Origin of the sequence: Pseudomonas sp. MEJ108 (assembly GCF_030208985.1) — a bacterium.
Classification (GTDB): domain Bacteria; phylum Pseudomonadota; class Gammaproteobacteria; order Pseudomonadales; family Pseudomonadaceae; genus Aquipseudomonas; species Aquipseudomonas fragariae.
On sequence record NZ_JARVSW010000004.1, the window covers coordinates 367704 to 391158 of the forward strand.

At 57.8% G+C, this 23455-nt stretch carries 22 protein-coding genes and 1 pseudogene; 16 read left to right on the top strand and 7 right to left on the bottom strand.

Annotated elements, in window-relative coordinates; all coding sequences use genetic code 11:
- Position 1: 1 nt before the first annotated feature.
- Positions 2-2542, bottom strand: coding sequence for a DUF8727 domain-containing protein (locus QRN50_RS02715; protein WP_096126968.1), 2541 nt, complete (start codon positions 2540-2542; stop codon positions 2-4).
- A 477-nt stretch (positions 2543-3019) separates the two neighbouring features.
- On the opposite strand from QRN50_RS02715, the pseudogene QRN50_RS02720 reads away from it, so the two are divergent.
- Both QRN50_RS02720 and QRN50_RS02725 read left to right on the top strand, forming a co-directional pair.
- Positions 3020-3227 (top strand): annotated as a pseudogene (locus QRN50_RS02720) (permease); the annotation flags it as partial.
- 57 nt (positions 3228-3284) lie between these two features.
- Positions 3285-3860 (top strand): GNAT family N-acetyltransferase, encoded by a 576-nt coding sequence (locus QRN50_RS02725; RefSeq protein ID WP_096126969.1) that lies wholly within the window; start codon positions 3285-3287, stop codon positions 3858-3860.
- A gap of 69 nt (positions 3861-3929) precedes the next feature.
- Here QRN50_RS02725 and QRN50_RS02730 read toward each other — a convergent pair whose 3' ends face one another.
- A complete protein-coding gene (locus QRN50_RS02730; protein ID WP_096126970.1) occupies positions 3930-5498 on the bottom strand; it encodes a TerC family protein in 1569 nt (522 codons plus the stop codon).
- Between the two features lie 646 nt (positions 5499-6144).
- On the opposite strand from QRN50_RS02730, the gene QRN50_RS02735 reads away from it, so the two are divergent.
- From QRN50_RS02735 to QRN50_RS02755, 5 genes are all read left to right on the top strand, one after another.
- Positions 6145-6426 carry a hypothetical protein gene (locus QRN50_RS02735; protein ID WP_003407574.1) on the top strand — a complete coding sequence of 94 codons (282 nt, stop codon included), beginning with the start codon at positions 6145-6147 and terminating at the stop codon, positions 6424-6426.
- 152 nt (positions 6427-6578) lie between these two features.
- Positions 6579-6920 (top strand): FKBP-type peptidyl-prolyl cis-trans isomerase, encoded by a 342-nt coding sequence (locus QRN50_RS02740; protein ID WP_032653749.1) that lies wholly within the window; start codon positions 6579-6581, stop codon positions 6918-6920.
- Positions 6921-7049: 129 nt separating this feature from the next.
- Positions 7050-7277, top strand: a complete 228-nt coding sequence (locus tag QRN50_RS02745) for a hypothetical protein (RefSeq protein ID WP_003317903.1) — start codon at positions 7050-7052, stop codon at positions 7275-7277.
- Between the two features lie 50 nt (positions 7278-7327).
- Positions 7328-8032 (top strand): YoaK family protein, encoded by a 705-nt coding sequence (locus QRN50_RS02750; RefSeq protein WP_011267604.1) that lies wholly within the window; start codon positions 7328-7330, stop codon positions 8030-8032.
- A 65-nt stretch (positions 8033-8097) separates the two neighbouring features.
- Positions 8098-9060, top strand: coding sequence for a class I SAM-dependent methyltransferase (locus tag QRN50_RS02755; protein WP_024641450.1), 963 nt, complete (start codon positions 8098-8100; stop codon positions 9058-9060).
- 70 nt (positions 9061-9130) lie between these two features.
- Here QRN50_RS02755 and QRN50_RS02760 read toward each other — a convergent pair whose 3' ends face one another.
- Positions 9131-10750 carry a methyl-accepting chemotaxis protein gene (locus QRN50_RS02760; RefSeq protein WP_003407565.1) on the bottom strand — a complete coding sequence of 540 codons (1620 nt, stop codon included), beginning with the start codon at positions 10748-10750 and terminating at the stop codon, positions 9131-9133.
- Positions 10751-10946: 196 nt separating this feature from the next.
- Positions 10947-11786, bottom strand: coding sequence for an IclR family transcriptional regulator (locus QRN50_RS02765; protein WP_024641001.1), 840 nt, complete (start codon positions 11784-11786; stop codon positions 10947-10949).
- Positions 11787-12027: 241 nt separating this feature from the next.
- Between QRN50_RS02765 and QRN50_RS02770 the strand changes: the two genes are divergently transcribed.
- From QRN50_RS02770 to moaA, 9 genes are all read left to right on the top strand, one after another.
- Positions 12028-13056, top strand: a complete 1029-nt coding sequence (locus QRN50_RS02770) for an ABC transporter ATP-binding protein (protein WP_096126971.1) — start codon at positions 12028-12030, stop codon at positions 13054-13056.
- Positions 13053-13925 carry an ABC transporter permease gene (locus QRN50_RS02775; protein ID WP_096126972.1) on the top strand — a complete coding sequence of 291 codons (873 nt, stop codon included), beginning with the start codon at positions 13053-13055 and terminating at the stop codon, positions 13923-13925. Before QRN50_RS02770 ends, QRN50_RS02775 begins: the two co-directional genes overlap by 4 nt.
- A 3-nt stretch (positions 13926-13928) precedes the next feature.
- Positions 13929-14723: an ABC transporter permease gene (locus tag QRN50_RS02780; protein ID WP_003348289.1), complete on the top strand. Its 795-nt coding sequence runs from the start codon at positions 13929-13931 to the stop codon at positions 14721-14723.
- 16 nt (positions 14724-14739) lie between these two features.
- Positions 14740-15030: a (2Fe-2S)-binding protein gene (locus tag QRN50_RS02785; RefSeq protein WP_003407557.1), complete on the top strand. Its 291-nt coding sequence runs from the start codon at positions 14740-14742 to the stop codon at positions 15028-15030.
- Positions 15027-16418, top strand: a complete 1392-nt coding sequence (locus QRN50_RS02790; protein ID WP_096126973.1) for an FAD/NAD(P)-dependent oxidoreductase — start codon at positions 15027-15029, stop codon at positions 16416-16418. Before QRN50_RS02785 ends, QRN50_RS02790 begins: the two co-directional genes overlap by 4 nt.
- Positions 16415-17599 (top strand): NAD(P)/FAD-dependent oxidoreductase, encoded by a 1185-nt coding sequence (locus tag QRN50_RS02795; protein ID WP_096126974.1) that lies wholly within the window; start codon positions 16415-16417, stop codon positions 17597-17599. The genes QRN50_RS02790 and QRN50_RS02795 overlap by 4 nt, the downstream gene beginning before the upstream one ends.
- Positions 17596-18648 carry an ABC transporter substrate-binding protein gene (locus QRN50_RS02800; RefSeq protein WP_011267597.1) on the top strand — a complete coding sequence of 351 codons (1053 nt, stop codon included), beginning with the start codon at positions 17596-17598 and terminating at the stop codon, positions 18646-18648. Before QRN50_RS02795 ends, QRN50_RS02800 begins: the two co-directional genes overlap by 4 nt.
- Before the next feature lie 149 nt (positions 18649-18797).
- A complete protein-coding gene (locus QRN50_RS02805; protein WP_011267596.1) occupies positions 18798-20144 on the top strand; it encodes a cation:proton antiporter in 1347 nt (448 codons plus the stop codon).
- A 264-nt stretch (positions 20145-20408) separates the two neighbouring features.
- Positions 20409-21407, top strand: a complete 999-nt coding sequence (gene moaA, locus QRN50_RS02810) for a GTP 3',8-cyclase MoaA (protein WP_003317890.1) — start codon at positions 20409-20411, stop codon at positions 21405-21407.
- Positions 21408-21446: 39 nt separating this feature from the next.
- On the opposite strand, the gene QRN50_RS02815 is transcribed toward moaA, so the two are convergent.
- The 3 genes from QRN50_RS02815 to QRN50_RS02825 all read right to left on the bottom strand — a co-directional run bounded on the left by QRN50_RS02815 (position 21447) and on the right by QRN50_RS02825 (position 23038).
- Positions 21447-21980, bottom strand: a complete 534-nt coding sequence (locus tag QRN50_RS02815; protein ID WP_003407549.1) for a DUF3833 domain-containing protein — start codon at positions 21978-21980, stop codon at positions 21447-21449.
- Positions 21981-21997: 17 nt separating this feature from the next.
- Positions 21998-22516, bottom strand: a complete 519-nt coding sequence (locus QRN50_RS02820) for a chalcone isomerase family protein (RefSeq protein WP_032698425.1) — start codon at positions 22514-22516, stop codon at positions 21998-22000.
- Positions 22517-22720: 204 nt separating this feature from the next.
- Positions 22721-23038, bottom strand: coding sequence for a hypothetical protein (locus QRN50_RS02825; protein WP_024639493.1), 318 nt, complete (start codon positions 23036-23038; stop codon positions 22721-22723).
- Positions 23039-23455 lie beyond the last annotated feature (417 nt).

Consider the following 23455-nt stretch of genomic DNA (forward strand, 5'->3'; position numbering starts at 1 on the left):
CTTAGAAGTAAGAGTAAGTATCCGCATAGCTATCTCCTTCCTCGATAATCGCTTTTAACGCTCTTTTGGACATATTTAAGTCAAGATCTGTTAGCTTTTGCTCTAGCTTAACCAGCCGTTCTCTGAAGCCTGCTCCATGACCTTCAATTGCTGGTAGTACGTGCTGCGCAATAGCATAATCAAGAGGGCGGTTTCTCATACCTCCCACCTCGTTGGCGACAAAACAGTACCTGCGTATCGCGTTTATCTTACGCTTACTGATGTGGATCGCACTTGTCTTAGATATGGGTGCCGACAATATCGCTAGAACCTGCTCCAAAGAGGCTTGCTCATCTGGGAGAAAGTCAGCTTCACTAGAAGAAATATTGAATGCGATATTAACTTGGCTGATAGGGATAGCGCCATTGAAGCCACCGTCACCTACGAAAGCAGAGATATCTTCCATACTTACATCTTCGCCTAACGTAATAATAGGCGCTCTATCTATCAAACGGGGAGATAGCTTCTCAGTAGTAGCATCGTTGTTTATGGTTGCGATAAATCGCACTTGTGGTCCTACATCCAGAAAACGTTGCGCTGCGTCGGGTATACCAAGGTCAATACGACGTTTAGCCCCTTCAGTATCACACATCCCTAAGAAATCTGACCAATAATGTTCTACACTCGACAAGTTTGCCTCGTCAAGAAGAACAAGTTTGAAAAAATCGTTCGAACTGTCTTTATTCCTTAGAAACTGATATAAACCACTCCTGGATGGCTGATACATGTCTTTTAAAGAATTATAGAAACCCAAAATATCTCGACCAGCCACCCAACCACGCCCTACAGCTACATTTAGAAAGTTTGATGCTTCTTGCCCTTCACCTCCGTCGAGGCACAGTGCGCCAGCCAATCTAATCGCCGTTGACGTTTTTCCTGTCCCTGGGGGACCAGACAATATGGTAAGAAAAGATTGAGTGGTGCTTATTACAAGATTCATCATTTCGTCATAGGTAAACGGACGCCCTTCATCCGAGTGAAAAACAGCTAACAAATTGTGAATATATTCTGCTCTATTATGCTTTGTTAACTCTACCTCTGATACTTTCAACTGAAGAACTTCTGAGTCCATTTTCGCTTCATAATCTGGCTTCCCATTCAACATTTGAATCAACGTCTTAAGCTCGGTAAGTTTCTCTCCAAGCTGCGGGGATGCTATCAGAGATCTCTGACTTTCTAGAGTCCGCTCTAAATCAATCTTTTCTTTTTGTTTATCTTGATTGGTACGCTGTTGGAATTTAATTTCATCCTTCAATCGCACAACACTTTTGAGATCTTGATTTCTCTCCAAAAGCTCTTCTAAAGTTTTCAGATTTTCTTTTATCTTATTTTCTAGATCTGTATTTTGGTTAGTAAGAAAAGCTTGTTTCTCAAGCAAGCTTTGATGAGCTTGCTCTGCTGACTGTTCTTGAATCTTCTTTACTTCTAGCTCCGCGTCGGTACGCGCACGGATTACACCTTTTTCTATTTCTTCCAATTCTTTTCTACGAGTGTCAGCCACACGAGAAATTTCATTAATCTCGCGCTGTATCTGCTCTTTTCTTTCGTTAGTTTGAGCGTCGATCTCTTCGATCTTCTCTTTGATTAACAGTTCTTTATTCTGCGCAAAGTACCCATCTAGGTACTTTTTGCCTTCAACATTATCGAGAAGAAACCCTTCTATAATCGCTTTTCCATAACCTTCGTCAGCCAAGAACTCAGCTAAAACCTTCTCTAGCCTCTTAAGACGACCGTCATTATCCATCGCCTTATTTTTCTTTTTATACGCATCTATTATTTGCGTTAGCTTGTTAGCTTCGTTTTTCCCTAATGTAGTGCTCCCCTTGCCAAACCCCGCCTTCGCATAATACTTAATTAGTCTTGATGCTGATATATAGTCGACTTTCTCAAAGGAGGTTCTTTCTAGCTTTTTTAAAGAAGTGATAAAAGTACATAAAATACCTCTCACCTCGAACCGAAGAAGCTCGCCACTGTCCTCTAAAACGCTTTTATCAAATTGAGCAATGTGATCCGTCGGTAGATTAAGTGGCGTCAAAACTGTAGAAGTTGTTAAAAACCAGTCGTCGTCGTCCTTCGTTGCATTAAAAGGTCCGCTAACCGCACCCGAGTCTTCAATAAAAAACAGAGTATTCTTAGGTAGATCATATCCTAAGCTAACCTTACCGGTATCAATATCAGGCATAGGCATCTTTATTACTGGAATGAGAGCGTTGTGCTCTAGCCTTTCCGACCATTCGCCTTTGGAATAGAATTTTTGTTTTCTTTTATTTTCTTGCCATTCGTTATCAGTTTCATGCCACTCTGTAATTATGAATAACTCATCATCTTTAAAAACCTCATCAATTTTGCGGTATTCTTTAGATATGAAAATTCCCGAATTAGGAAACTCTGCGATATCTACGCTTCTAAAGCTACCGTCTTCATGCTCCATTGCTACGGGAATGACACTCCCCAGATCCGGGTTGAAGTTCGTTGAATCCTTTACAACAATCAATCGTCCCATTTTAAACCTTCAAATTTTTCAAAAAATACGGATGTGAGGCAGATGGTGGCATTTCGCCGTGACAAATCTAGCCTTTTATCAACGTTTTACCAAGCTAGTTTTTCCACAGTGCGGCTTGATCTGCCCAACGGCGCTTTCAGGAGTGCAGGATTCGCGCAAACAGGAATGAAGACTTATGCCAGTTCCGTTCAGCACCTCCGCAAAACTTAAGTCTTGCTCTACTACCTCTAGCGCGTATTTTCGCATAGGTTGGTACGGCGTAGAAAATGTATCCCCGCGCTAAGCAAGACAACACCAGCCCTAGAGAGGGCACACACTGAAAATAAGACTTGTCAACCATAAATAATCAATTTTTATCTTATTTTTAAACCCTACTTGACATACCCATATTTAATTAAGACTCAAATAGAATCCTAATTTGGGCTTTTTAGAAAAAATGCATGTCTCCGCGGCAGCAGCCGGACTGTTGAATTAGAACCCATCCACCACGAACAAAGCCTGCCATGGGGCGAGTACAACTTCGTCACTGTCGACCGCAAACGCTTGATGATCATCACACACCGCACGGACGTCACTCTCGGCTTCGAAGCCCGCTTCCAGCACGAGGTACTGTAAGTACCTGAGCTTTCTCCAAACCGTGCTCCCGCCCACGGCCGAGTTCACCGAAAAAGCCTGGAAGTGGTAGCACACCCAAGCTAACGTACACGCCGGAATTTCAAGCCATACCCAACAAGGCCTCACCATGATCCAGATCCGCCCCATGACACCGGAAGATTTCGAGCGCTTCTGGCCCACCTTTCAGGCTGTCGTCATCGCTCAGGAAACCTACGCCTACGACCCTGCACTCACTCAGGAGCAGGCTCGCGATCTGTGGATGAAGGCGCCGCTGCACACGCTGATTGCCGAGGAAGATGGCCAGCTGTTGGGCAGCTATTACCTGAAGGCCAATGCGGCAGGCCCAGGTAATCATGTGTGTAACTGTGGCTATATGGTGACGGACGCAGCGCGGGGTCGTGGTGTGGCGCGATTGATGTGCGAGCATTCGCAGCAACTGGCGCGCGACAGCGGGTTCCTGGCGATGCAGTTCAATTCGGTGGTCGCCAGCAATGAGGTGGCGGTCTGGTTGTGGAGCAAGCTGGGTTTCGAGACGGTCGGGCGGTTGCCCAAGGCTTATCGTCATGCCCGATTGGGCCTGGTGGATTGTCTGGTGATGTTCAAGTGGCTGGCTGATGAGCCGGTGGCCAAAGAGCCTGCGCAGCCCAAGCTGATCGGCCGCAAGAATATCGAATCCGTGGTGTCGCGTCCGCGTCGAAAATAAGCATGACGGCACATGAAAACGGGGCCTGCTCAACATGAGCAGGCCCCGTTTTTTATTACAGCTCCGTGCTTATTTGCCAGCCCCCATATCGGGCTGCTTCTGCAGCAACACCCGAGTCACTCGGCGCTCTTCCACGCCGACGACGTGCAGGTTCCAGCCCTGCCAACTGAGGCTGTCGCCGGTAGACGGCAGGCGATCCAGCAGGCTCATGACCAGTCCGGCCAGGGTCTGATAATCCTCGGTCGCCTTGGCCTGGAAGCCGGTGCGCTCGCGAATCAGGCTCAGGTTCAAGGCTCCCGATACCACGAAGTCCTCGCCCTGCTCGACAATGTCCGGTCCTTCCACTTCGCTGGCGTCAGGCAGCTGGCCAGCGATGGACTCGAGAATGTCGGTCATGCTCAAGACGCCGATGAAGTCACCAAACTCGTTGACCACAAAGGCGATGTGCGTCGATTCCTTGCGCATCTGCTCCAGGGCATTAAGGATGGTGAAGCTTTCCAGCAGGTTGATCGCCTTGCGCGACATCAGTCTCAAGTCGGGCTCGTTGCCGGACAACAGCTCCTTGAACAGCTCCTTCTTGTGCACGAAGCCCAGCGGCTCATCGATACCGCGCTCGCCAATCAGCGGCAGACGCGAGTAGGACGAGTGCATCAGCTTCAGACGAATCTTCTCGGCGCTGTCGTTCAGGTCGATACAGTCAACTTCCGCCCTCGGCGTCATCACCGTGCGAATCGGCCGCTCTGCCAGCTGCAGTACGCCGCTGATCATCACACGCTCACGACGGTCGAACACCGGCTCGCTGCTTTCACCATCCAGCATGTCGGTGATTTCCTCATCGACGTCACCAGACTCCAGCTTGCGACCGCCCAGCAGGCGCATCACCGCGTGGGCTGCCCGCTCGCGGCGCGGCAGGTGGCCATGGGCCGACTTCTTGCTGCGCTTGCGGGCGATCTGGTTGAACACCTCAATGAGGATCGAGAAGCCGATGGCCGCATACAGATAGCCCTTGGGAATATGGAAGCCCAGGCCTTCGGCGGTCAGGCTGAAACCGATCATCATCAGGAAGCCCAGACACAGCATGATCACCGTCGGGCGGCTGTTGACGAATTTGGTCAGCGGCTTGCTGGCAATCATCATCAGGCCGATGGAGAAGATCACCGCGATCATCATCACCGACAGGTGCTCGACCATGCCGACGGCGGTAATCACCGCATCCAGCGAAAACACGGCGTCCAGTACGACGATCTGCGCAACGATGGGCCAGAACAACGCATAGCCCGCATTACCGGCGCGCTGGGCGACATGCCCTTCCAGACGCTCGTGCAGTTCCATGGTGGCCTTGAACAGCAGGAACACACCACCAAACAGCATGATCAGGTCGCGACCGGAGAACGTCTTGCCGAACACCTCGAACAACGGCTCGGTCAGGGTCACCATCCACGAGATGCTCGCCAGCAGGCCAAGGCGCATGATCAACGCCAGCGACAGGCCAATGACGCGCGCCTTGTCGCGTTGTTCAGGGGGCAGCTTGTCGGCCAGGATGGCGATGAACACCAGGTTGTCGATGCCCAGCACCAGTTCCAGCACGATAAGGGTCAGCAGGCCAAGCCATGCCGTGGGATCAGCGATCCATTCCATGGGTTATGCAGCCTCACGATAAAAATGGCAGGAGTGGTTATTGGTCACTGTAGACCAGACACCATGGCTGAACATCAGGCATGGCGTTGCAGCGTCAGGACGCGAAGGTCTGCCGGAATCCATACAGTGCAAGAGGTTAAGTAGAGAGACGTTCGAATGAAGCGGTCTGCTCGGTAACAGTGAAATCACCGGCCAGCCATACGCGATGGAAGGAGGACAACTCGGAGGCTCCTGGAGGGTATTCATACAGTCCTGAAAATCAATACGGGCGCTGATCGTACAATACCCATAGATGTTTCGTACGTTGAGAAAGTATTACAAGACTTGACCACGGAGCATGCTGCTTGCTGAGCAGCAAATGAGCACGGGGCGACGTTTTGTCACACCTCCAGGCACTACCAGTTGTCTGACAACAGAATGGCGCGGGTAGATGCGCCAATCCATTTGTTTTAAAATGTTTCCATAACGTCAGGCATGCGCAGTGCTTCTCGCGATCCGTTTCACATCGCCCTTCACTGCTCGCCTGAACAGAATCATAAAAAGAAAGCCCGTCATAGACGGGCTTTTTTCGTTTTCAGCTTTTGCATCCGATGTCCTCGACGGCATCAGGGCAACCCGTTTTCTTGACCTTTGAGGTGATTTACCCATGCTGCGCATCGTTGTTGTTCATTTGTTCCAGTGGCTCAAGCGTCTGTCGTCCGCGCTGTTCTTCCGCAGCGCAGAGGACAACTATTCGCGCAGCTTCACACGCGAAAACGATGACGAAGGCCGCTGGACCTTTGTTTCGATCGTCATCGTTCTGACCCTCAGCCTTTATTGCCTGGCTGGCCTGGGTTACTACGCCAAGACCAATATCTGGGACGGCTTCACTCAGGAGCAGAAAGACAATATCGCGCAGGCCATGGTAGTCAGCTCGCAGAATCTCTGAGAGGCACTGGATTCGACCCAACGGGGGAAGCGAAAGCTTCCCCCGTTTTCGTTTCACCGGTTTGTCATGAGGCGGCTTGTCATGAAGCGGCTTTTCTGCGAGAAAGCCCGCTCGCGCCAATGACAGAGCGCGCAGCAACCGGAAGCATCGCAATGAGCAAAGAATTACAGATTACTGATCTGCACCTCGGCGAGGGCAAGGCAGCGGTAAAGGGTGCGCTGATCACCACGCATTACACCGGAACCCTTGAGGACGGGACTGTGTTCGATTCCTCCCACGAGCGTGGCAAGCCATTTCAGTGTGTGATCGGCACCGGTCGCGTCATCAAGGGCTGGGACCAGGGCCTGATGGGCATGAAAGTCGGCGGCAAGCGTCAATTGTTCGTCCCTGCCCACCTGGCCTACGGCGACAGAAGCATGGGCGCGCACATCACGCCCGGTGCCGACCTGACGTTCGAAATAGAACTGCTGGAAGTGCTGACCCGCGACGATTGAGCAGCTTGCCTTGCAGATCAGCCTGCATCGGCCGATACCCTGACACACAGGCACACGCCTGATTGCTTGTTATCGCAGAAAAAGCCATGCTCCGGGTATGGAATTCAAGGTCTTGGCACAGGAACACGTATGGCGCTCAATAAGTCGACTCAGGAGCTGAAGCGACACCTGAAAGGGACAGCAACCAACCTGGAAAACACGGCGGAAGAAATTCTCAAACTCGCCTCACAGATGAACGATGTGGATGTCACCGCAGTGCTGCAGATGGTCAACCGTCTTTACAGCGATGCCGACCAGCTCAAAGCCTATGCTGATGAGGTCAAGGCCAAGCGAATCGTGCGCGCCAAGCCGCTGTAAATCGCTGCACCTGCGTTCAGACGTGCGTTCTTCGCTCCAGAGGGCCTTCGATGCTGCCACAGCCCGCCACTTCCAGCGTCAGCCCCAGGCACCTGAGCATGCAGAAATGGCGTGGCCGGGTCGGTATGGGGCTGGTTGCGAGCCTGTCGGTTCTGGCCGGCATGACCGATGCCATCGGCTTCATGGCCACCGGCGACTTCGTTTCGTTCATGAGTGGCAACACCACCCGGCTTGCCGTCGCGATCAGTGATGGCGACCTGAGCGTGACGGTGCGTCTGACCCTTGCAATCCTTGCTTTCATTGCCGGCAACGCGCTGGGCGTGGTGGTTGCGCGCCTTGGCGGGCGGCGCGCCCTGCCCCTGCTGCTGGGCATCGCCACGCTGCTGTGTGCCGCTGCCGCATGGCCACTGGAAAGCAATATGCTCGCACTGATCTGGGCGATTCTGGCCATGGGCATGCTCAACGCCGCCGTCGAGCAGGTCAACGGGCTGCCGGTCGGCCTGACTTATGTAACCGGCGCGCTGTCGCGGTTCGGTCGTGGCCTGGGTCGCTGGATGCTCGGGGAACGCCGGGACGGCTGGCGCGTGCAACTGGTCCCCTGGGTCGGCATGTTCATCGGCGCCGTGATAGGTGCGCTACTCGAGCATCGCCTGGGACTCAACGCCCTGTTGATCAGCGGCAGTCTGTCGACGTTGCTGGGGCTGGTTTCGCTGAAAATCCCGCACCGCTGGCAACGTCAATACATGCCACGCTGAACCCTGCGATGCCCATCTGCTGAAATACGTTTACCATACGCCGCTTTTCCTGACTGACCTGCGCCATGACCCCTGAAGCACTCGCGATTCTGCAACAGCACCTGATCGACGCGTTGAACAACGTCCCGAATGAAACCCGCCGCCTGTTTCACGGCCGTGGTCGTGTGTGGCCGGGGCTGGAGCACATCACCGTTGACTGGATGCAGGGCGTGGTGCTGGTCTCGGTGTTCAAGGAGCCTCTTGAATCCGAGCTGGCAGCATTGACGCAGCTGTTGCACGCCTTGATCGACTCACCCCAGTGGCAGCAGAGCCAGGCTCACACCCTGCTGCTGCAACATCGTTATCTGCCGCAGAGCACGACGCAATGGCTGACTGGCGAGGTCGTGGATGAATGGGTGATCACCGAAAACGGCCTGCGCTACAAAGTCGATTTCGGCAAAAAACAGAACAGCGGGCTGTTTCTGGACATGCGCTACGGCCGTGAATGGGTGCAGGCTCAGGCCAAGGGCAAGCGCATCCTCAATCTGTTCGCCTACACCTGCGGCTTCTCGGTCGCCGCCCTGGCCGGGGGTGCCGACCACGTCGTGAATCTGGACATGGCCCGTGCTGCGTTGAATCGCGGCCGCGAGAATCATCGCCTCAATGATCAGGACCTCAGCCGCGTGACCTTTCTGGGCCATGACCTGTTCAAATCCTGGGCCAAGGTCACCCGCTGCGGCCCTTATGACCTGATCATCATTGACCCGCCGTCCTTCCAGAAAGGCAGTTTCATGCTCGACAAGGACTACCAGCGTGTCCTGCGCCGCCTGCCGGAGTTGCTGGACGAGAACGGCTCGGTGCTGGCGTGCATGAACGATCCCGCGCTGGGACCGGACTTTCTGATTCAGCACACCGCAGTCGAAGCACCTTGCCTGCGCTTCGAGCAGCGCCTGGAAAATCCGCCGGAGTTCCCCGACGCTCGCGCCGAGGGCGGCTTGAAGGCGCTGGTGTTCAAGGCAGAAGGCCTGAGCCGCAGCGGGTGGGCATAGCGAGCAAGGACTGACAGCCTCTTCAACGCCGAAAAGGCTGTCAGGTTCTCAAACTACTCAAGCACCCAAATCAGGCACCCAAACGCGAGATCACATCACTGAGGCCATTAGAAAGGCCCCGCAGTTCCTGACTGGCGTTCTGAGTGCGTTTGACGTTGTCCTGATTGGTCACGGCGATGGCGGTGATTTCAGTGAGGTTGCGCGAGATGTCCTCTGCCACGGAAGTCTGCTCTTCGGCAGCCGTCGCAATCTGGCGATTCATGTCGCGAATATTCTCCACGGCCATGGTAATACGCTGCAGGGTTGCGCCAGCGTTCGCGACCTGCTCGACGCTCTCTTCACTCCGCGCCTGACCGCCCTGAATGGCCTGCACTGCATCACTGGCTCCGGTCTGCACCGAATTGATGATCTGATTGATTTCGGAGGTTGAAACGGCAGTACGCTGCGCCAGTGTACGAACCTCGTCAGCCACCACCGCGAAACCGCGTCCGGCGTCACCGGCACGTGCAGCTTCGATGGCGGCATTCAGCGCCAGCAGATTGGTCTGATCGGCAATGCTGCGAATCACCTCCAGCACTTTGCCGATACGGCCGCTGTCAGTTTCCAGCCGCCCGATGACATCAGCCGTAGAAGCGATCTCGTTGCGCATGCGGGTGATCGTCGCAATGGTCAATTGCATGACCCTCTCGCCATCCTGAGCGCTCTGGTCGGCCTCATCCGCAGCTTGCGCAGCATCGGCGGCATGTCGGGCAACGTCCTGCGCGGTGGCAGACATCTCGGTCATGGCGGTCGCGACCTGATCGGTACGCTCGAACTGCTCATGAGTGCCTTGTGCCATCAACTCGGCAATGGCATTCAACTCGCCGCCCGCCGTGTCCAGATCGGTGCTGCTGCGCTTGAGGCGGTTGAAGGTGTCGGCCAGAAAATCCCGCAGGGTATTTGCGGCAACGGCCAGACGACCCAGTTCGTCCTGTCGCGTGACCTCGACACGCGCCCCGAATTTGCCTTCGCTCAACTGGGCGACGTATTCGATAAGCATGCGAATGGGTGCAATCAGGTTGCGATTGACCATCCACAGCGCCAACAAACCGACCAGCAGCGCAGACACCAGCATCACCACGGCACCGACCAGAATGGTACGTTGGGCTTCATGGCTGATGGCAACGGACTGAGCGTCGCTGCTCTTGTGCAATTGATCGACCAGACCAGCCATCTGCTCGCTGGTCGGACGGTCGACGCCTTTGACCGCCATGTCACCCGCGCCAGCGTCACCGCCCGCAGCAACAAACGCATCACGACCGGTCCGGTAGGCCGTACCCAGCGCCTGGTGTGCCTGCTGCAGCGTCTGCACCTGGCTTTTCAATGCAGCGTCGGTGCCGTGCATTTCAGCAAGCCGACCCAGTGTGCCTTGCACCTTGCGCTCCTGTTCTTCGAATTGCCCCCAGTACTTGTCACGCTCGGAAGGCGTTTTGCCACGCAACAGGACGTTTTTCCACTCCTGCACCTGAATCTTGAATTGCAGGTTGGCTTCGTCAACCAACTGCGACGCCCGCACCGGACCGTCGATAAGGCCGCGATAAGCCTGCACGTTGTCGGAGAGAAAGTTGAAGCAGGCCAACGCAATGACCAGCACAAGCGCAAGACTACCGCCGAGCAGACCTAAAATTTGCAGCCGCAGGGATTTGGACATCGGGACGATCTCTGGAGAAAAAGAATCCGCGGGATACGCGAAAGTTGCAGGCACGTCCCTGTAGACCGATCTTGTGGATCAGGTATGTGTGGCCCCTTGGAATCAACATCGGCCCACAAGACTTTTTCTTTAAAAACCGAGATGGTCGGCAATATACCCGAGAAAAGATAAAAAACTGCCGGAAAAGGAATGCAGCCTAATCAACCTGCCCGAACACCTGGCTGGGCCGCCGCAACGACGGGTCGAACGGGTTGATTCTGGCACTGATGGCCGTGGCTTCGCGCTTGAGCAGTTCGACCACGGTCATCAGGCGATCCGGCCCCAGCCGGTCGGAGATGGTCGCCACACTGAGCGCAGCCACCGCACGACCGCTGCGGTCCAGGATCGGCACTGCCAGCCCGGCCATGCCCGGAAGCGCACCGGTGTTGCGCCCGGCGTAGCCCAGGCGCCGCACGTTTTCCACCTCCGAACGCAGAAACACCTCGTCGTACAGGTGAAAATCCTTGAGCCGTGGCAGGTTGTAGGCAATGACCGTTTCCCGCTCGTCCTCGGGCAGAAACGCGAGAATCGCCAGACTGCCCTGCCCGACGCCCAAGGCAACACGGCCGCCGATGTCGCCGGTGAACGTGCGTATCGGGTACGGGCCTTCGCTGCGGTCCAGGCATATCGCGTCGAAACCGCTGCGTGCCAGCAGAAACAGCGAGTCACCCAGTGAGGCGGACAGGCGCAAAAGGCTTGGGCGCACCACGTCACGCAGGTTGCCGGTATTACCCGCCTTGGCGGCCAGGGCGAAGAACTCGATGCTCAACCGATAACGTTTGCTGAGCAGATCCTGCTCGACCATTCCCTCCTCCATCAGGCTACGCAGCAAGCGGTGTGTGGTGGGTTGCGACAGCCCGACACGCTGGGCGAGTTGCGTGACCCGCTCACCGCCTTCATCACAATCGCCCAGACAGCGCAGTACCGCGAACAGCCGGGAAACAGCTCCCACTCCGACCTCGGCATTCACGTTATTCCGATCAGTGGAATTATTCATGACAATATCTCTTTATATTTCCACCAAAAGAATTAATTCAAAGAAAGATGTTATTCAGTGAAATTCCTTGTTGAGCCCATCCTAGCCTTCGCCCTACTCTCAGTCCACAGGGGCGATTTGAACAATCATCGGTAGCCGACGCAGAGCGAGCGCCAACGTCCACAGAACTGCATGACTTCATTTCGCATCTGCCCATGACAAACGCGTGCTTCGGCGCGCATGCACAAAGGTGGAAGCAGGCATGGCATTTCTGCAGCTCGAAGGTCTCTCCAAACGCTACGGCTCCATTGACGCGGTGGTTGCCACCAACCTGGCCGTCGACAAGGGCGAATTCGTTTCACTGCTCGGCCCTTCCGGCTGCGGCAAAACCACTACCCTGCAAATGATCGCCGGTTTCGTTGAAGTCAGTGACGGGCGCATTGTGCTCGACGGGCGCGACATCACCCACGCCAAACCCAGCAGCCGAGGCCTCGGCGTAGTGTTTCAAAGCTATGCGCTGTTTCCGCACATGACCGTGGCCGACAACGTTGCGTTCGGCCTGCGGATGCGCAAGGTGCCTGCCGCCGAGTTGCACCCGCGTGTCACAAGGGTGCTGGAGCTGGTGCGCCTCGGTCAGCATGCCGAGCGCTACCCGCGCGAGCTGTCCGGTGGTCAGCGCCAGCGGGTCGCATTGGCCCGCGCACTGGTAATCGAGCCGCCAGTGCTGCTGCTCGACGAGCCGCTGTCCAACCTGGACGCCAACCTGCGCGAAGAGATGCAGTTCGAGATCCGCCGCATTCAGAACGAAGTCGGCATTACCACGCTGATGGTCACCCATGATCAGGCCGAAGCCCTGTCGATCAGCGATCGGGTGGTGGTGATGCAGGCCGGTCGTATCACCCAGATCGACGAGCCATACAAGCTCTACGAACACCCGCGCACACGCTTCATCTCGGGTTTTGTCGGCAAGGCCAACATGTTGCAGGGTGATCTGGACAGCAGCGGCATTCCGCAGATTCGTCAGGTGCCCGGCGATGGCAGCCTGACCCTCAGCCTGCGTCCCGAGAAGATCGATCTGGTGGCGCCTGGCTGCGGACGGCTGTCCGGGCGCATCGTCACGCGTTATTTTCTCGGCAGCCAGTGGCTGTATCGGATTGAGACCGGCATTGGCGAAGTGACGGTAGTACGTCGCAACGACGGCCAGGCGCCGCTGGAACAAGGCGCGGCGGTCGACATGGACTGGCCCGACGAGTTGCTGCGCGTGCTGGATGCCGACGAGGTGCGCGCATGAGCCTGCTGAGCGAAATGCGTCAGGGCGGCCGCGGCTATTGGCTGTCAGCTCCGGCGCTGGCGTTGTATATCGGCTTGCTGGTGCTGCCGCTGGGTCTGACCCTGGTGCTGTCGTTCAACGTGTTCGACTATCAGGTCGGGGTGAAAAGCGACAGCTACACGCTGGCCAACTATGTGGCCGTGGTCAGCGACTCGTATTTCTATGAAATCTTCCTGCGCACCTTCTGGATCAGTGCGCTGGTCACCCTGCTGTGCGTGCTGATCGGCGTGCCGGAAGCCTACATCCTCAGCCGCATGGGCACGCCGTGGCGCTCGATCTTCCTGATCCTGATTCTCACGCCGCTGCTGATCTCGGTGGTGGTCCGGGCGTTCGGCTGGAGCCTGCTGCTGGGCGCGGACGGTCTGATCAATCAGGTCATCCAGTTCATGGGCGGTCGCCCGGTGAAACTGCTGTACACCCCGTTTGCCGTGGTCATTGCGCTAGTCCACGTCATGTTGCCGTTCATGATCATTCCGGTCTGGACCTCGCTGCAAAAGCTCGACCCCACCGCCGAGCAGGCCGCGCTGTCGCTGGGCGCCAGCCAGGCGAAAGTCATGCGCCTGATCGTGCTGCCGCAGGTCATGCCCGGCGTGCTGTCCGGCTCGCTGATCGTGTTCGGCCTGGCCGCCAGTTCGTTCGCCATTCCCGGCCTGCTCGGCGGACGACGTCTGAAGATGGTCGCCACGGTGATCTACGACCAGTACCTCTCGGAGTTGAACTGGCCGATGGGCGCGACCCTTGCCGTGGCGCTGCTGTTGGTCAACCTTCTGGTCATGCTGTCCTGGAACCGCATGATCGAAGGCCGTTACAAAAAAACTCTGGGGGAATGATCCATGTCCAAGAACGGTCCGTTGGCCCTGTCGTTTCATGCGCTGGTGGTGATCTTCATGATGGCCCCGCTGGTGGTGGTGTGCCTGGTGGCGTTCACCCCGGAAAACACCCTGAGCCTGCCCACCACCCATTTCTCGCTGCGCTGGTTCAAGGCCGTCTTCGAGCGCGCCGACTTTATCGATTCGTTCTACAACAGCCTGATCCTGGCGTTCGTATCGGCGACGCTGGCCACCCTGATCGCGGTACCCGCCGCTCTGGCAATCACTCGCCATACATTCCCAGGCCGCAATTTTTTCAACGCACTGTTTCTCTCGCCGATCATCATTCCGCACCTGGTACTGGGGGTGGCGATGCTGCGTCTGTTTGCGCTGATGGGCGTGAACGGCAGCTTCACCTGGCTGATCTTTGCCCATGTGCTGGTCATCACGCCTTACGTACTGCGCCTGGTACTGGCAGCGGCAATCGGCATCGACCGCAGCGCCGAGCACGCCGCCGAGTCCTTGGGGGCCGATCGTTTCACGCTGTTTCGGCAGATCACCCTGCCAATGATCCTGCCCGGCGTGGCAGGCGGCTGGTTACTCGCGTTCATCAACAGTTTCGATGAAGTCACGCTGTCGATCTTCGTCACCTCGCCCGCGACGCAGACCCTGCCGGTGCGCATGTATGTCTACGCCACCGAATCCATCGACCCGATGATGGCCGCCGTATCGGCACTGGTCATCGCCCTCACCGCCGCCACCATGATCCTGCTCGACAGGGTCTATGGGCTGGATCGCGTGCTGGTCGGCAAACACTAACCGGAGCTTTGACGTTATGGCATTGCTGAAACGACTGACCGAACATGACCGCCCGGTTCTGCCCTTTACCCTTGACGGCCAACCGGCCAGCGGTTTGTTGGGCGACACCTTGCTGACCGCGGTACTGACCGCCAGCGAACACTTGCGCGGCAGTGATTTCAGTGCCGAACCTCGCGCCGGTTTCTGCATGATGGGCGCCTGTCAGGACTGCTGGGTAAGGCTGGGTGACGGTCAGCGCGTGCGTGCCTGTTCAACACTGCTGGAGGCCGGTCAGGCGGTGATTCGTGAACCGGGGCGTTGCGTATGAGCGGTCAGGCCATTGCCATTGTTGGCGCAGGACCGGCCGGCATTCGTGCCGCCCAGACGCTACTGGCCCACGGCATCAAGGCCTGCCTGATCGATGAAGGGCTGCGCGGCGGCGGCCAGGTCTACCGTCGCCAGCCGGACAACTTTCAGCGCTCGGCCAAGGCGCTCTACGGCTTTGAAAGCGCCAAGGCAGTCGCGGTGCACAACGCACTCGACACGCTGGCAGCGCAGATCGACTACCGGCCGCAGACGCTGGTCTGGAATGCCGAAGATCATCAACTCGATACCCTGCAAAACGGTACCGCCGCCACCCTCGACTTCAGCCACCTGATTGTCGCCACCGGTGCCACGGATCGCATTCTGCCGGTGCCCGGCTGGACCCTGCCAGGCGTGTACAGCCTCGGCGCAGCGCAGATCGCGCTCAAATACCAGGGCTGCGCGATCGGTCAGCGCGTGGTGTTTTGTGGCACTGGCCCGTTGCTTTACCTGGTCGCCTATCAGTACGCCAAGGCGGGCGCGAAGGTGCTGGCGGTGCTCGACAGCGCGCCGTTTTCGGCGCAATGCAAGGCGTTGCCGGCGCTGCTGGGCCAACCGGCAACGCTGGCCAAAGGCATGTATTACCGCGCGTGGCTGAGCGCACACGGTATTCCGGTGCATCAAGGTGCGCAGTTGACACGCATCGACGGGGAAAAACGTGTAGACGGCATTCAATGGCAACGTAATAGCAAATCGGGCCACCTGGCCTGTGACGCGGTCGCTTTTGCCCATGCGCTGCGCAGCGAGACGCAACTGGCCGACCTGCTGGGCTGTGAGTTTGCCTGGAGCGCGCTCAACCGGGCGTGGCTGCCGACCCGCGATGACTGTGGACGCAGCAGCGTGTCAGGTATCTATCTGGCGGGCGACGGCGCGGGAATCATGGGAGCAGACGCTGCGGAAATGGCCGGCGAACTGGCCGCGCTCGGGCTGCTGCAAGACATCGGTGTGGTCGCAGACACCGCACGTATCGACACGCTTAAAACTGCCTTGCGACGCATCGAACGCTTCCGCCACGGGCTGGAAACCGCGTTTCCGTTCCCTGAGGACTGGGTCGCCAAGGTAGCGGATGACACGCTGGTGTGCCGCTGCGAAGAAGTCTCTGCCGGCGAGATTCGCAGTGCCGTGCAGGATGGTCATTGGGAGATCAATCGGGTCAAGGCCATGTGCCGGGTCGGTATGGGTCGCTGTCAGGGCCGGATGTGTGGTCTGGCAGCGGCAGAGATCATCGCCCGCGAGAGCGGCCGGCCCGTCGAGCACGTCGGCCGACTGCGCGGCCAGGCGCCGATCAAGCCGCTGCCCTTTGGTCTGGGGATGCAGCCCGTGGAAAAGCAATCGGTGGAGACGCAACCATGAGCACACTGATTGAAACCGATGCAATTGTCATCGGCGGCGGCATTGTCGGTGCCTCGGCAGCCTTGACGCTGGCCCTGAAGGGCAAGCGGGTCGCCTTGCTGGAACGCGATTTTTGCGGGTCGCACTCCAGCGGCGTCAATTACGGCGGCGTGCGGCGTCAGGGTCGTCCATTGTCGCAGTTGCCCTTGTCGCAGCGGGCGCACCAGATCTGGGGCAACCTGCGCGAGCTGATCGGCATCGACGGCGAGTATCAGCGCTCGGGCCACCTCAAACTGGCGCGCAGCGAACAGGACATGAATGCCTTGCGCGCCTACGCCGAAGCCAGCCAGGGATTCGGCCTGGATTTGCAGTTGCTTGATCGCGATCAACTGCGCGCGCGCTATCCCTGGGCAGGCGATGTCGCTGTCGGTGCATCGCTGTGCGCCGACGACGGGCACGCCAATCCACGCCTGGTCTCGCCGGCCTTCGCCCGCGCTGCACGCCGGGCAGGCGCGCTGGTGTTCGAGCAGGCGCCGGTCAGCGACGTCAGCCACGACGGCAACGTTTTCGTCGTCACCACCGCCACCGGCCTGACACTGCGTGCCACCTGGCTGCTCAACTGCGCCGGGGCGTGGGCCGCAGCGCTGGCCGCACAATTCAACGAACCGGTGCCGATGTATTCAGGGTACCCGGCAATGCTGGTGACCGAACCGCTGCCGATGTTCATGGATGTCAGCACCGGTGTCGAAGGCGGCGGCATTTATGCCCGGCAAGTGGCACGCGGCAATTGCGTGCTGGGCGGCGGACAAGGCTTTGCCCTCGACCCGGCGCGCGCCAGACCGGGACAGGCGGCGGTGCTGGATATCCTGCGCAACGCCGTCGAACTCTACCCGCCACTCGCCGGCGCCCAGGCGATCCGCACCTGGAGTGGCACCGAAGGCTATCTGCCGGATCGCGAGCCGGTGCTGGGCCCGAGCCTGAACCGGCCTGGCCTGCTGCATGGCTTCGGTTTTGCCGGGGCGGGCTTTCAGATCGGCCCGGCAGCGGGTGAAGCGCTGGCCGAATGGGTCTGCGACGGCGCCTCACGGATCTCGCTCGATGCCTTTTCCATCGGCCGCTTTCAGCAAATCGTCCTGCAACCCCCTGCTATCGAACCTGTTACCAACGTCATCCCATTGCACAGAGGAAGGTCGTCACTATGAAAAGCACCAAACGTCTGGCCCTCGCCGGGCTGTCCTGCCTGCCGCTGGCCGCCGCACTCCTGTCAACGCCAGCGCTGGCCGAAACCACGCTGTATCTGGGCATGAACGGCGGGACCATGGAGCGCCTGTATGCCGATCAGGTGCTGCCGGCTTTCGAGAAGGCCAACAACGTCAAGGTGGTGATCGTGCCTGGCACGTCGGCCGATATCCTCGCCAAGGTTCAGGCGAGCAAGGACAACCCGCAGATGCACGTCATTTTTCTCGACGACGGCATCATGTACCGGGCCATCTCCATGGGCCTGTGCGACACGCTGCAACCCAGCACCAGCCTGGCCGACCTGCCTGCCAAGGCCAAAATCAAGGAACAGGCAGCAGCCGTCAGCCTGGGTGTGACCGGCCTGGCCTACAACACGCGGATGTTCAAGGAACAGGGCTGGAGCGCGCCCACCTCGTGGATGGACCTTGCCGACAAACGTTTCAAGGACAAGGTGGTGTTCCAGTCACTGGCCTCCTCGACCTTCGGCCTGCATGGCTTTCTAATGTTCAACCGTATCCAGGGCGGCAGCGAGAAAGACGTCGAACCCGGCTTCAAGGCCTGGCCGAAAACCATCGGCCCGAACGTGCTGGAATACATCGCCAGCTCGGCGAAGATCTCGGAAATGGTCCAGACCGACGAAGCTGCCCTGTTCCCGCTGACGCCGACCCAGGTCACCGCGCTGAAGATCAAGGGCGTACCGGTGGAATACGCATCGCCCAAGGAAGGCGGCGTGGTGTTGAACGTGGCTGAATGCGCGATAGCCAACAACAACCAGCCGGAGCTGGCGCAGAAGCTGGCCGCTTATCTGCTGACGCCGGAAGCACAGGCGCCTGCGCTGGAGTTCGGTGACCAGATCCCGTCGAACCCGAAAACCCCGACCACTGACAAGACACGCAGTCAGGTCGAGGCCATGGAGAAGTATCTGGAAACGGCGGTGACCATCGACTGGGATCAGGTCAATCAGATCCGTCCCGAGTGGAACGCACGCTGGAGCCGCAGTATCGAGCGCTAGGCCTCGGCGGCGGCACCGAAAGGCATCGCCGTGCGTAAAAGACGCACGCTGATTGCCATCCGGCAAATTATTTCAACTTATTACCGTGCACGGGAGTCCCACCGTTACGCCCCCTTCTTCGGGCGCATTTTGACGGTGGTTCTTTCTCTATGAGTTTTATTGTCTGCATGGGCGTGCTTGGCGTGCTGTTGATGCTATTGGCGCTCACTTCCTCTTACCTGCGCTGGATGCCAGTGACCACATCGGCCGTGTGCCTGGGATTCGGCTTCGGCATCGGCCCGATGGGCCTGGATATCGTCGATCTGGATTTCGAGAAATCCTACGAGTGGCTGGAACGCCTGACCGAAGTGGCGGTGCTGTTTTCGCTGTTCGGTACAGGTATCAAGTTGCGCCTGCCCTTGCGCGGCAAAGCCTGGCACTCAGCCTATTGGCTGGCCGGGCCGGTGATGCTGGCGACCATTGCTGGCGTGACTGTCGCAGGGCACTACATCATCGGCCTGGACTGGGGCGTGTCGTTGTTGCTCGGCGCAATGCTGTCGCCGACCGACCCGGTGCTGGCCGGTATGGTCCAGGTCAACAACGCCCAGGATCAGGACCGCCTGCGCTTCGGCCTGTCCGGCGAAGCGGGCCTCAACGACGGAACCGCGTTTCCATTCGTGATCTTTGCCTTGCTGTACCTGAGTTCCGGGGGCGCGATGAGCGACTGGGTCCAGGGATGGCTGATCAAGGACCTGATCTGGGCGGTGCCGGCCGGTTTGTTGATTGGCTACGGCATGGGCCGCGGGGTCGGTCATCTGATGATCTTTCTGCGCATCAAGAACGCCGACAGCACCACCTCGCCCAATGATTTTCTGGCGCTGGCATTGATCGCCCTGGCTTACGTAGTCGCGCAAAGCGTCGGGGCCTTTGGCTTTCTTTCGGTATTTGCCGCCGGGTTCGGGCTGCGTCAGGCCGAGGTACGTGTCACGCGTTCAGAGCTGCCGTCCGAGCACGTCGCGCAGCCAGTCCTCGGGCATATGACGTCATCCCTCGAACAGGGCACGGTCGCGCAGGTCGACGACATGAGCGATTCGCAACTGGCTGCCGGCGTGATGATGGGCGATATGCTGGCGTTCGGCAGCCTGGTGGAGCGCGCCATGGAAGTCCTGCTGATCACCCTGCTGGGCGCGGCGCTGGCGATGTACTGGGACTGGCGCGCCATCGGCTTGGGCATTGCGCTGTTTTGCGTGATTCGTCCTGCCAGCGTCTGGTTGCTGGTGAGTCGTCGCCTGCTCAACGTCAGGCAAAAAGCACTGGTTGGCTGGTTCGGCATTCGTGGCATCGGCAGTCTTTATTACCTGTGCTTCGCCTTGTCACATGGTCTGGCACACGACGTCGGCCATGTGGTGATCGGCATGACCCTGTCGGTTGTCGCGCTGAGCATCCTGGTACACGGCATCAGTATCCAGCCTTTGCTGGAGCGTTACGAGCGCAGTGCTGCCGCCAGTCCTGACTGATCGGCCATCAAGGCAAAGCGCCATAGAGCGTGTCGATGAGGGTATTGGAACAAGCAATTGGACTGCGGCATTTCGACTCGGTTAGCGTGGCGTCATCCAGCCGATGCAAACAGCGATGCGCGCAGCTACTCTGTAATCCGTACAGGGCACATTGCCAGCCTGCGATCAGGCCTGAAATCGGCACACTGCAATTTGGCTGAACCCTTGTAAAGCACTGGCCTCCAAATCCGGTAATACACCCCACTTGATTATTTAGAAGGTGAAATGTCAGAACCCGTCCTGATGGACCGCTTTGCACGTAAAGTCGATTATCTGCGCATGTCGGTCACCGACCGCTGTGATTTTCGCTGCGTGTACTGCATGGCCGAAGAGATGACGTTTCTGCCTCGGCAACAGATTCTGTCGCTGGAGGAGATCCTCCAGGTGGCCGAGCGCTTCGTGGCACTGGGCACGCGCAAGATTCGTCTGACCGGTGGTGAGCCGCTGGTACGTGCAGGCGTGGTGGGGCTTTGTGAAAAGATCGCCGCCCTGCCCGGCCTGCGTGAACTGTGCATGACCACCAACGGTTCGCAGCTGGACAAACTGGCTGCACCGCTGTTCAAGGCCGGCGTCACGCGCCTGAACATCAGCCTGGACAGCCTTGATCCGCAGCGTTTCCGCGAGCTGACCCGCACAGGCGATCTGCACAAGGTAATTGCCGGCATCGATGCCGCCAACGCCGCCGGTTTTGTGCACACCAAGCTCAACTGCGTGGTGATGCACGGCCGCAACGATGATGAGATCAACGACCTGCTGGCGTTCGCCATCGATCGCAACCTGGACGTCTCGTTCATCGAAGAAATGCCGCTGGGCATCATCAGCGAACACAGCCGCGCCGAGTCCTTCTACTCCAGCGATCAGGTGCGCGAACGCATTGCCGAACGTTACACGCTGGTGCCTTCCACTGACTCGACTCAGGGGCCATCGCGCTACTGGCGTCTGGCCGAGGCACCGGGAATTCGCATTGGCTTCATTTCCCCGCACAGCCATAACTTCTGCGGCACCTGCAACCGCGTGCGCATGACCGTTGAAGGTCGCTTGCTGCTGTGCCTGGGCAACGAGCATTCCGTGGATTTGAAAGCGGTACTGCGCGCCAATCCCGGCCAGCCGGAAAAGCTCGAAAAAGCCATCATCGACGCCATGCAGCTCAAGCCGTGGAGCCACAACTTCACCCACGACGATGGCGTGCAGGTGGTGCGCTTCATGAATATGACGGGCGGCTGACCGCCGCCCTGAAGGATGACGCCTCATACGAGGCGTTATTTATTTGCCGGCCTTGCGAAAGAACAAAGTGATCTGCCCGACTTCGACACCCAGCTTGGTCATCGACGAACGATTGGCCATGGTCTTCTCGTCGATCAGGTACATCCAGTCATCCAGGCTCACGTCATACTCGGTGCCATCCACCGGTAACCTGAGCACATAGTTCCAGTGGAAGCTGTTGCCTGACACTTCGCCATAGGCCTCGCCGACCACATCACCAGCCGTACCCTTCCAGCGCCCCGGACCATCGGGACGCAAGCGCCACTCCCGGACCTGTTTGGTACCATCGCTGTAGCTGAACGCTTCGTGCATGACCAGCACTTCGCCTTCACTGTGCCCGTCGATCACCACAGTAAAACGCTTGGTGACTTCACCGGAGCGTTTTTGAAACATTCCCCAGGCTTCGACACGTCCGGTGAAGTACTGGCGCAGATCAAGCTTCGGCGCTTCCTGACTGTAACGGGTTACCGGCACACCACCGCAGCCGCTCAGTACAAGCCCCACACACAGCATCAACATCCACTTTCTCAGCATGCGCCCTCCTTGATGGGTCATGAGCCGGTACTGCCGAGCAACTGCTCGCGAAGTTCTGGGTTACGGGTTTTCGGATCAAGCCAGATGGAAAAGAAAGCCTTGGCGAACTGGCTGTCGGGCACCACATGCTGGAGCTTGTCGCCCACATAAAAACGCGCTTCGCGGCCAGGCAGGTAGACGCCGGTAATCTTCATGCCGGGCTGGACGTCGACAAATGACTGGTTCATCTGCTGACGCCATTCAGTCAGTTGCTGTTCGGTCACCTTCGAGCCGGAAATACGTTTGATCTCATCGATACTGGCATCGACCAGATCTTCTCGGTCAATGTCGCGATGGTAAGTCAGTTCAAGTGCCAGTGGCGCGTCTGCCACGAAAGGTTTGACCGGGCTGAGCAACCTGGCGGTATAGACACGAAAGCCGAACAGACTAAGGTCTCCGCCGCCGACGACCTGAGCATTGGGCAATGCCTCGCGCCAGTCCGCCGAAGCCCCGGCGCTGAGCAACATCACCAACCATAACCATCGTGGCGCACGCATCGGTAACCTCTGTATAGGCACTGCCACGACTTCAATGGCAGGCTGGGAATGAGACGAGTCAGATGCACTGACTCACTCCCGGAATCTATACCAGCAAAATCACTTTGTACAACCGATAAGGTCTTCGCCCTCTCGATGCCGAAAACCAAAAAGCCTGTTCCCGATCGCGGTCGGAAACAGGCTTCAAGACATGCGATGACCTGATCAGGCAACCTGCGAATGCGCCTGCCGACGAGTCTTCTGCCACTCACCTTTCAACGCCTGCAGCGTGTTCTCCATGTAGGCACGATCGGCAGCGGCTTTCTTGCCGACATAACCCTGGCCACGACGGAACATCTTCAGGGATGCGCGCAGTTGCGGGTGCGCATCACGAAACTCGTGCTCTTGCGTGAACGGCGACATGGCGTCGACGCGCACTTCACCGGACTCGGCCACCCAGACGATATGGTTATCCAGCGTGTCTTTGCACGCAGCAAACAGACGAGCCAGTTCATCAATAGTCGGTTGTGTGTTGATATTCATGTTGATGCCCCTTCGCTCATAGACTGTTCAATAATTGATACATCAAGTTCATGCGCCAGAACTTCAGCAACGCAACACGATTGAGTGTGCGTTGAATACCGTTCCAGCCCTCAAGGACATGCAGGTAGCCTTGATGAAGAGCCGCTACACAACGGCATCAGCGTAGAGAGAAGAAGTCACGAAACCCAAAGACCCGGCCCAGGATCGGCAATCGATCCGTTACAAGCATCATGAGGACATTTCGCCAGCTTATCGCCCTTATCGACGACAAATGCCAGTTCAGCTCCATCAATCTGCCTTGTGGGCAGCCTACATCCGGGAACATCTCGACGGCTTGCCGAGCCTGTTCATCACACCTTTTGCAGCGCTCCCGATCAGGGAGACAGCTGCATAATGCAAGGGCAAATGGAGTGCGTC

Coding starts and splice junctions, on each gene's coding strand:
- QRN50_RS02715 (WP_096126968.1), bottom strand. CDS start 2,542: ATGGGACGATTGATTGTTGTAAAGGATTCAACGAACTTCAACCCGGAT.
- QRN50_RS02725 (WP_096126969.1), top strand. CDS start 3,285: ATGATCCAGATCCGCCCCATGACACCGGAAGATTTCGAGCGCTTCTGG.
- QRN50_RS02730 (WP_096126970.1), bottom strand. CDS start 5,498: ATGGAATGGATCGCTGATCCCACGGCATGGCTTGGCCTGCTGACCCTT.
- QRN50_RS02735 (WP_003407574.1), top strand. CDS start 6,145: ATGCTGCGCATCGTTGTTGTTCATTTGTTCCAGTGGCTCAAGCGTCTG.
- QRN50_RS02740 (WP_032653749.1), top strand. CDS start 6,579: ATGAGCAAAGAATTACAGATTACTGATCTGCACCTCGGCGAGGGCAAG.
- QRN50_RS02745 (WP_003317903.1), top strand. CDS start 7,050: ATGGCGCTCAATAAGTCGACTCAGGAGCTGAAGCGACACCTGAAAGGG.
- QRN50_RS02750 (WP_011267604.1), top strand. CDS start 7,328: ATGCTGCCACAGCCCGCCACTTCCAGCGTCAGCCCCAGGCACCTGAGC.
- QRN50_RS02755 (WP_024641450.1), top strand. CDS start 8,098: ATGACCCCTGAAGCACTCGCGATTCTGCAACAGCACCTGATCGACGCG.
- QRN50_RS02760 (WP_003407565.1), bottom strand. CDS start 10,750: ATGTCCAAATCCCTGCGGCTGCAAATTTTAGGTCTGCTCGGCGGTAGT.
- QRN50_RS02765 (WP_024641001.1), bottom strand. CDS start 11,786: ATGAATAATTCCACTGATCGGAATAACGTGAATGCCGAGGTCGGAGTG.
- QRN50_RS02770 (WP_096126971.1), top strand. CDS start 12,028: ATGGCATTTCTGCAGCTCGAAGGTCTCTCCAAACGCTACGGCTCCATT.
- QRN50_RS02775 (WP_096126972.1), top strand. CDS start 13,053: ATGAGCCTGCTGAGCGAAATGCGTCAGGGCGGCCGCGGCTATTGGCTG.
- QRN50_RS02780 (WP_003348289.1), top strand. CDS start 13,929: ATGTCCAAGAACGGTCCGTTGGCCCTGTCGTTTCATGCGCTGGTGGTG.
- QRN50_RS02785 (WP_003407557.1), top strand. CDS start 14,740: ATGGCATTGCTGAAACGACTGACCGAACATGACCGCCCGGTTCTGCCC.
- QRN50_RS02790 (WP_096126973.1), top strand. CDS start 15,027: ATGAGCGGTCAGGCCATTGCCATTGTTGGCGCAGGACCGGCCGGCATT.
- QRN50_RS02795 (WP_096126974.1), top strand. CDS start 16,415: ATGAGCACACTGATTGAAACCGATGCAATTGTCATCGGCGGCGGCATT.
- QRN50_RS02800 (WP_011267597.1), top strand. CDS start 17,596: ATGAAAAGCACCAAACGTCTGGCCCTCGCCGGGCTGTCCTGCCTGCCG.
- QRN50_RS02805 (WP_011267596.1), top strand. CDS start 18,798: ATGAGTTTTATTGTCTGCATGGGCGTGCTTGGCGTGCTGTTGATGCTA.
- moaA (WP_003317890.1), top strand. CDS start 20,409: ATGTCAGAACCCGTCCTGATGGACCGCTTTGCACGTAAAGTCGATTAT.
- QRN50_RS02815 (WP_003407549.1), bottom strand. CDS start 21,980: ATGCTGAGAAAGTGGATGTTGATGCTGTGTGTGGGGCTTGTACTGAGC.
- QRN50_RS02820 (WP_032698425.1), bottom strand. CDS start 22,516: ATGCGTGCGCCACGATGGTTATGGTTGGTGATGTTGCTCAGCGCCGGG.
- QRN50_RS02825 (WP_024639493.1), bottom strand. CDS start 23,038: ATGAATATCAACACACAACCGACTATTGATGAACTGGCTCGTCTGTTT.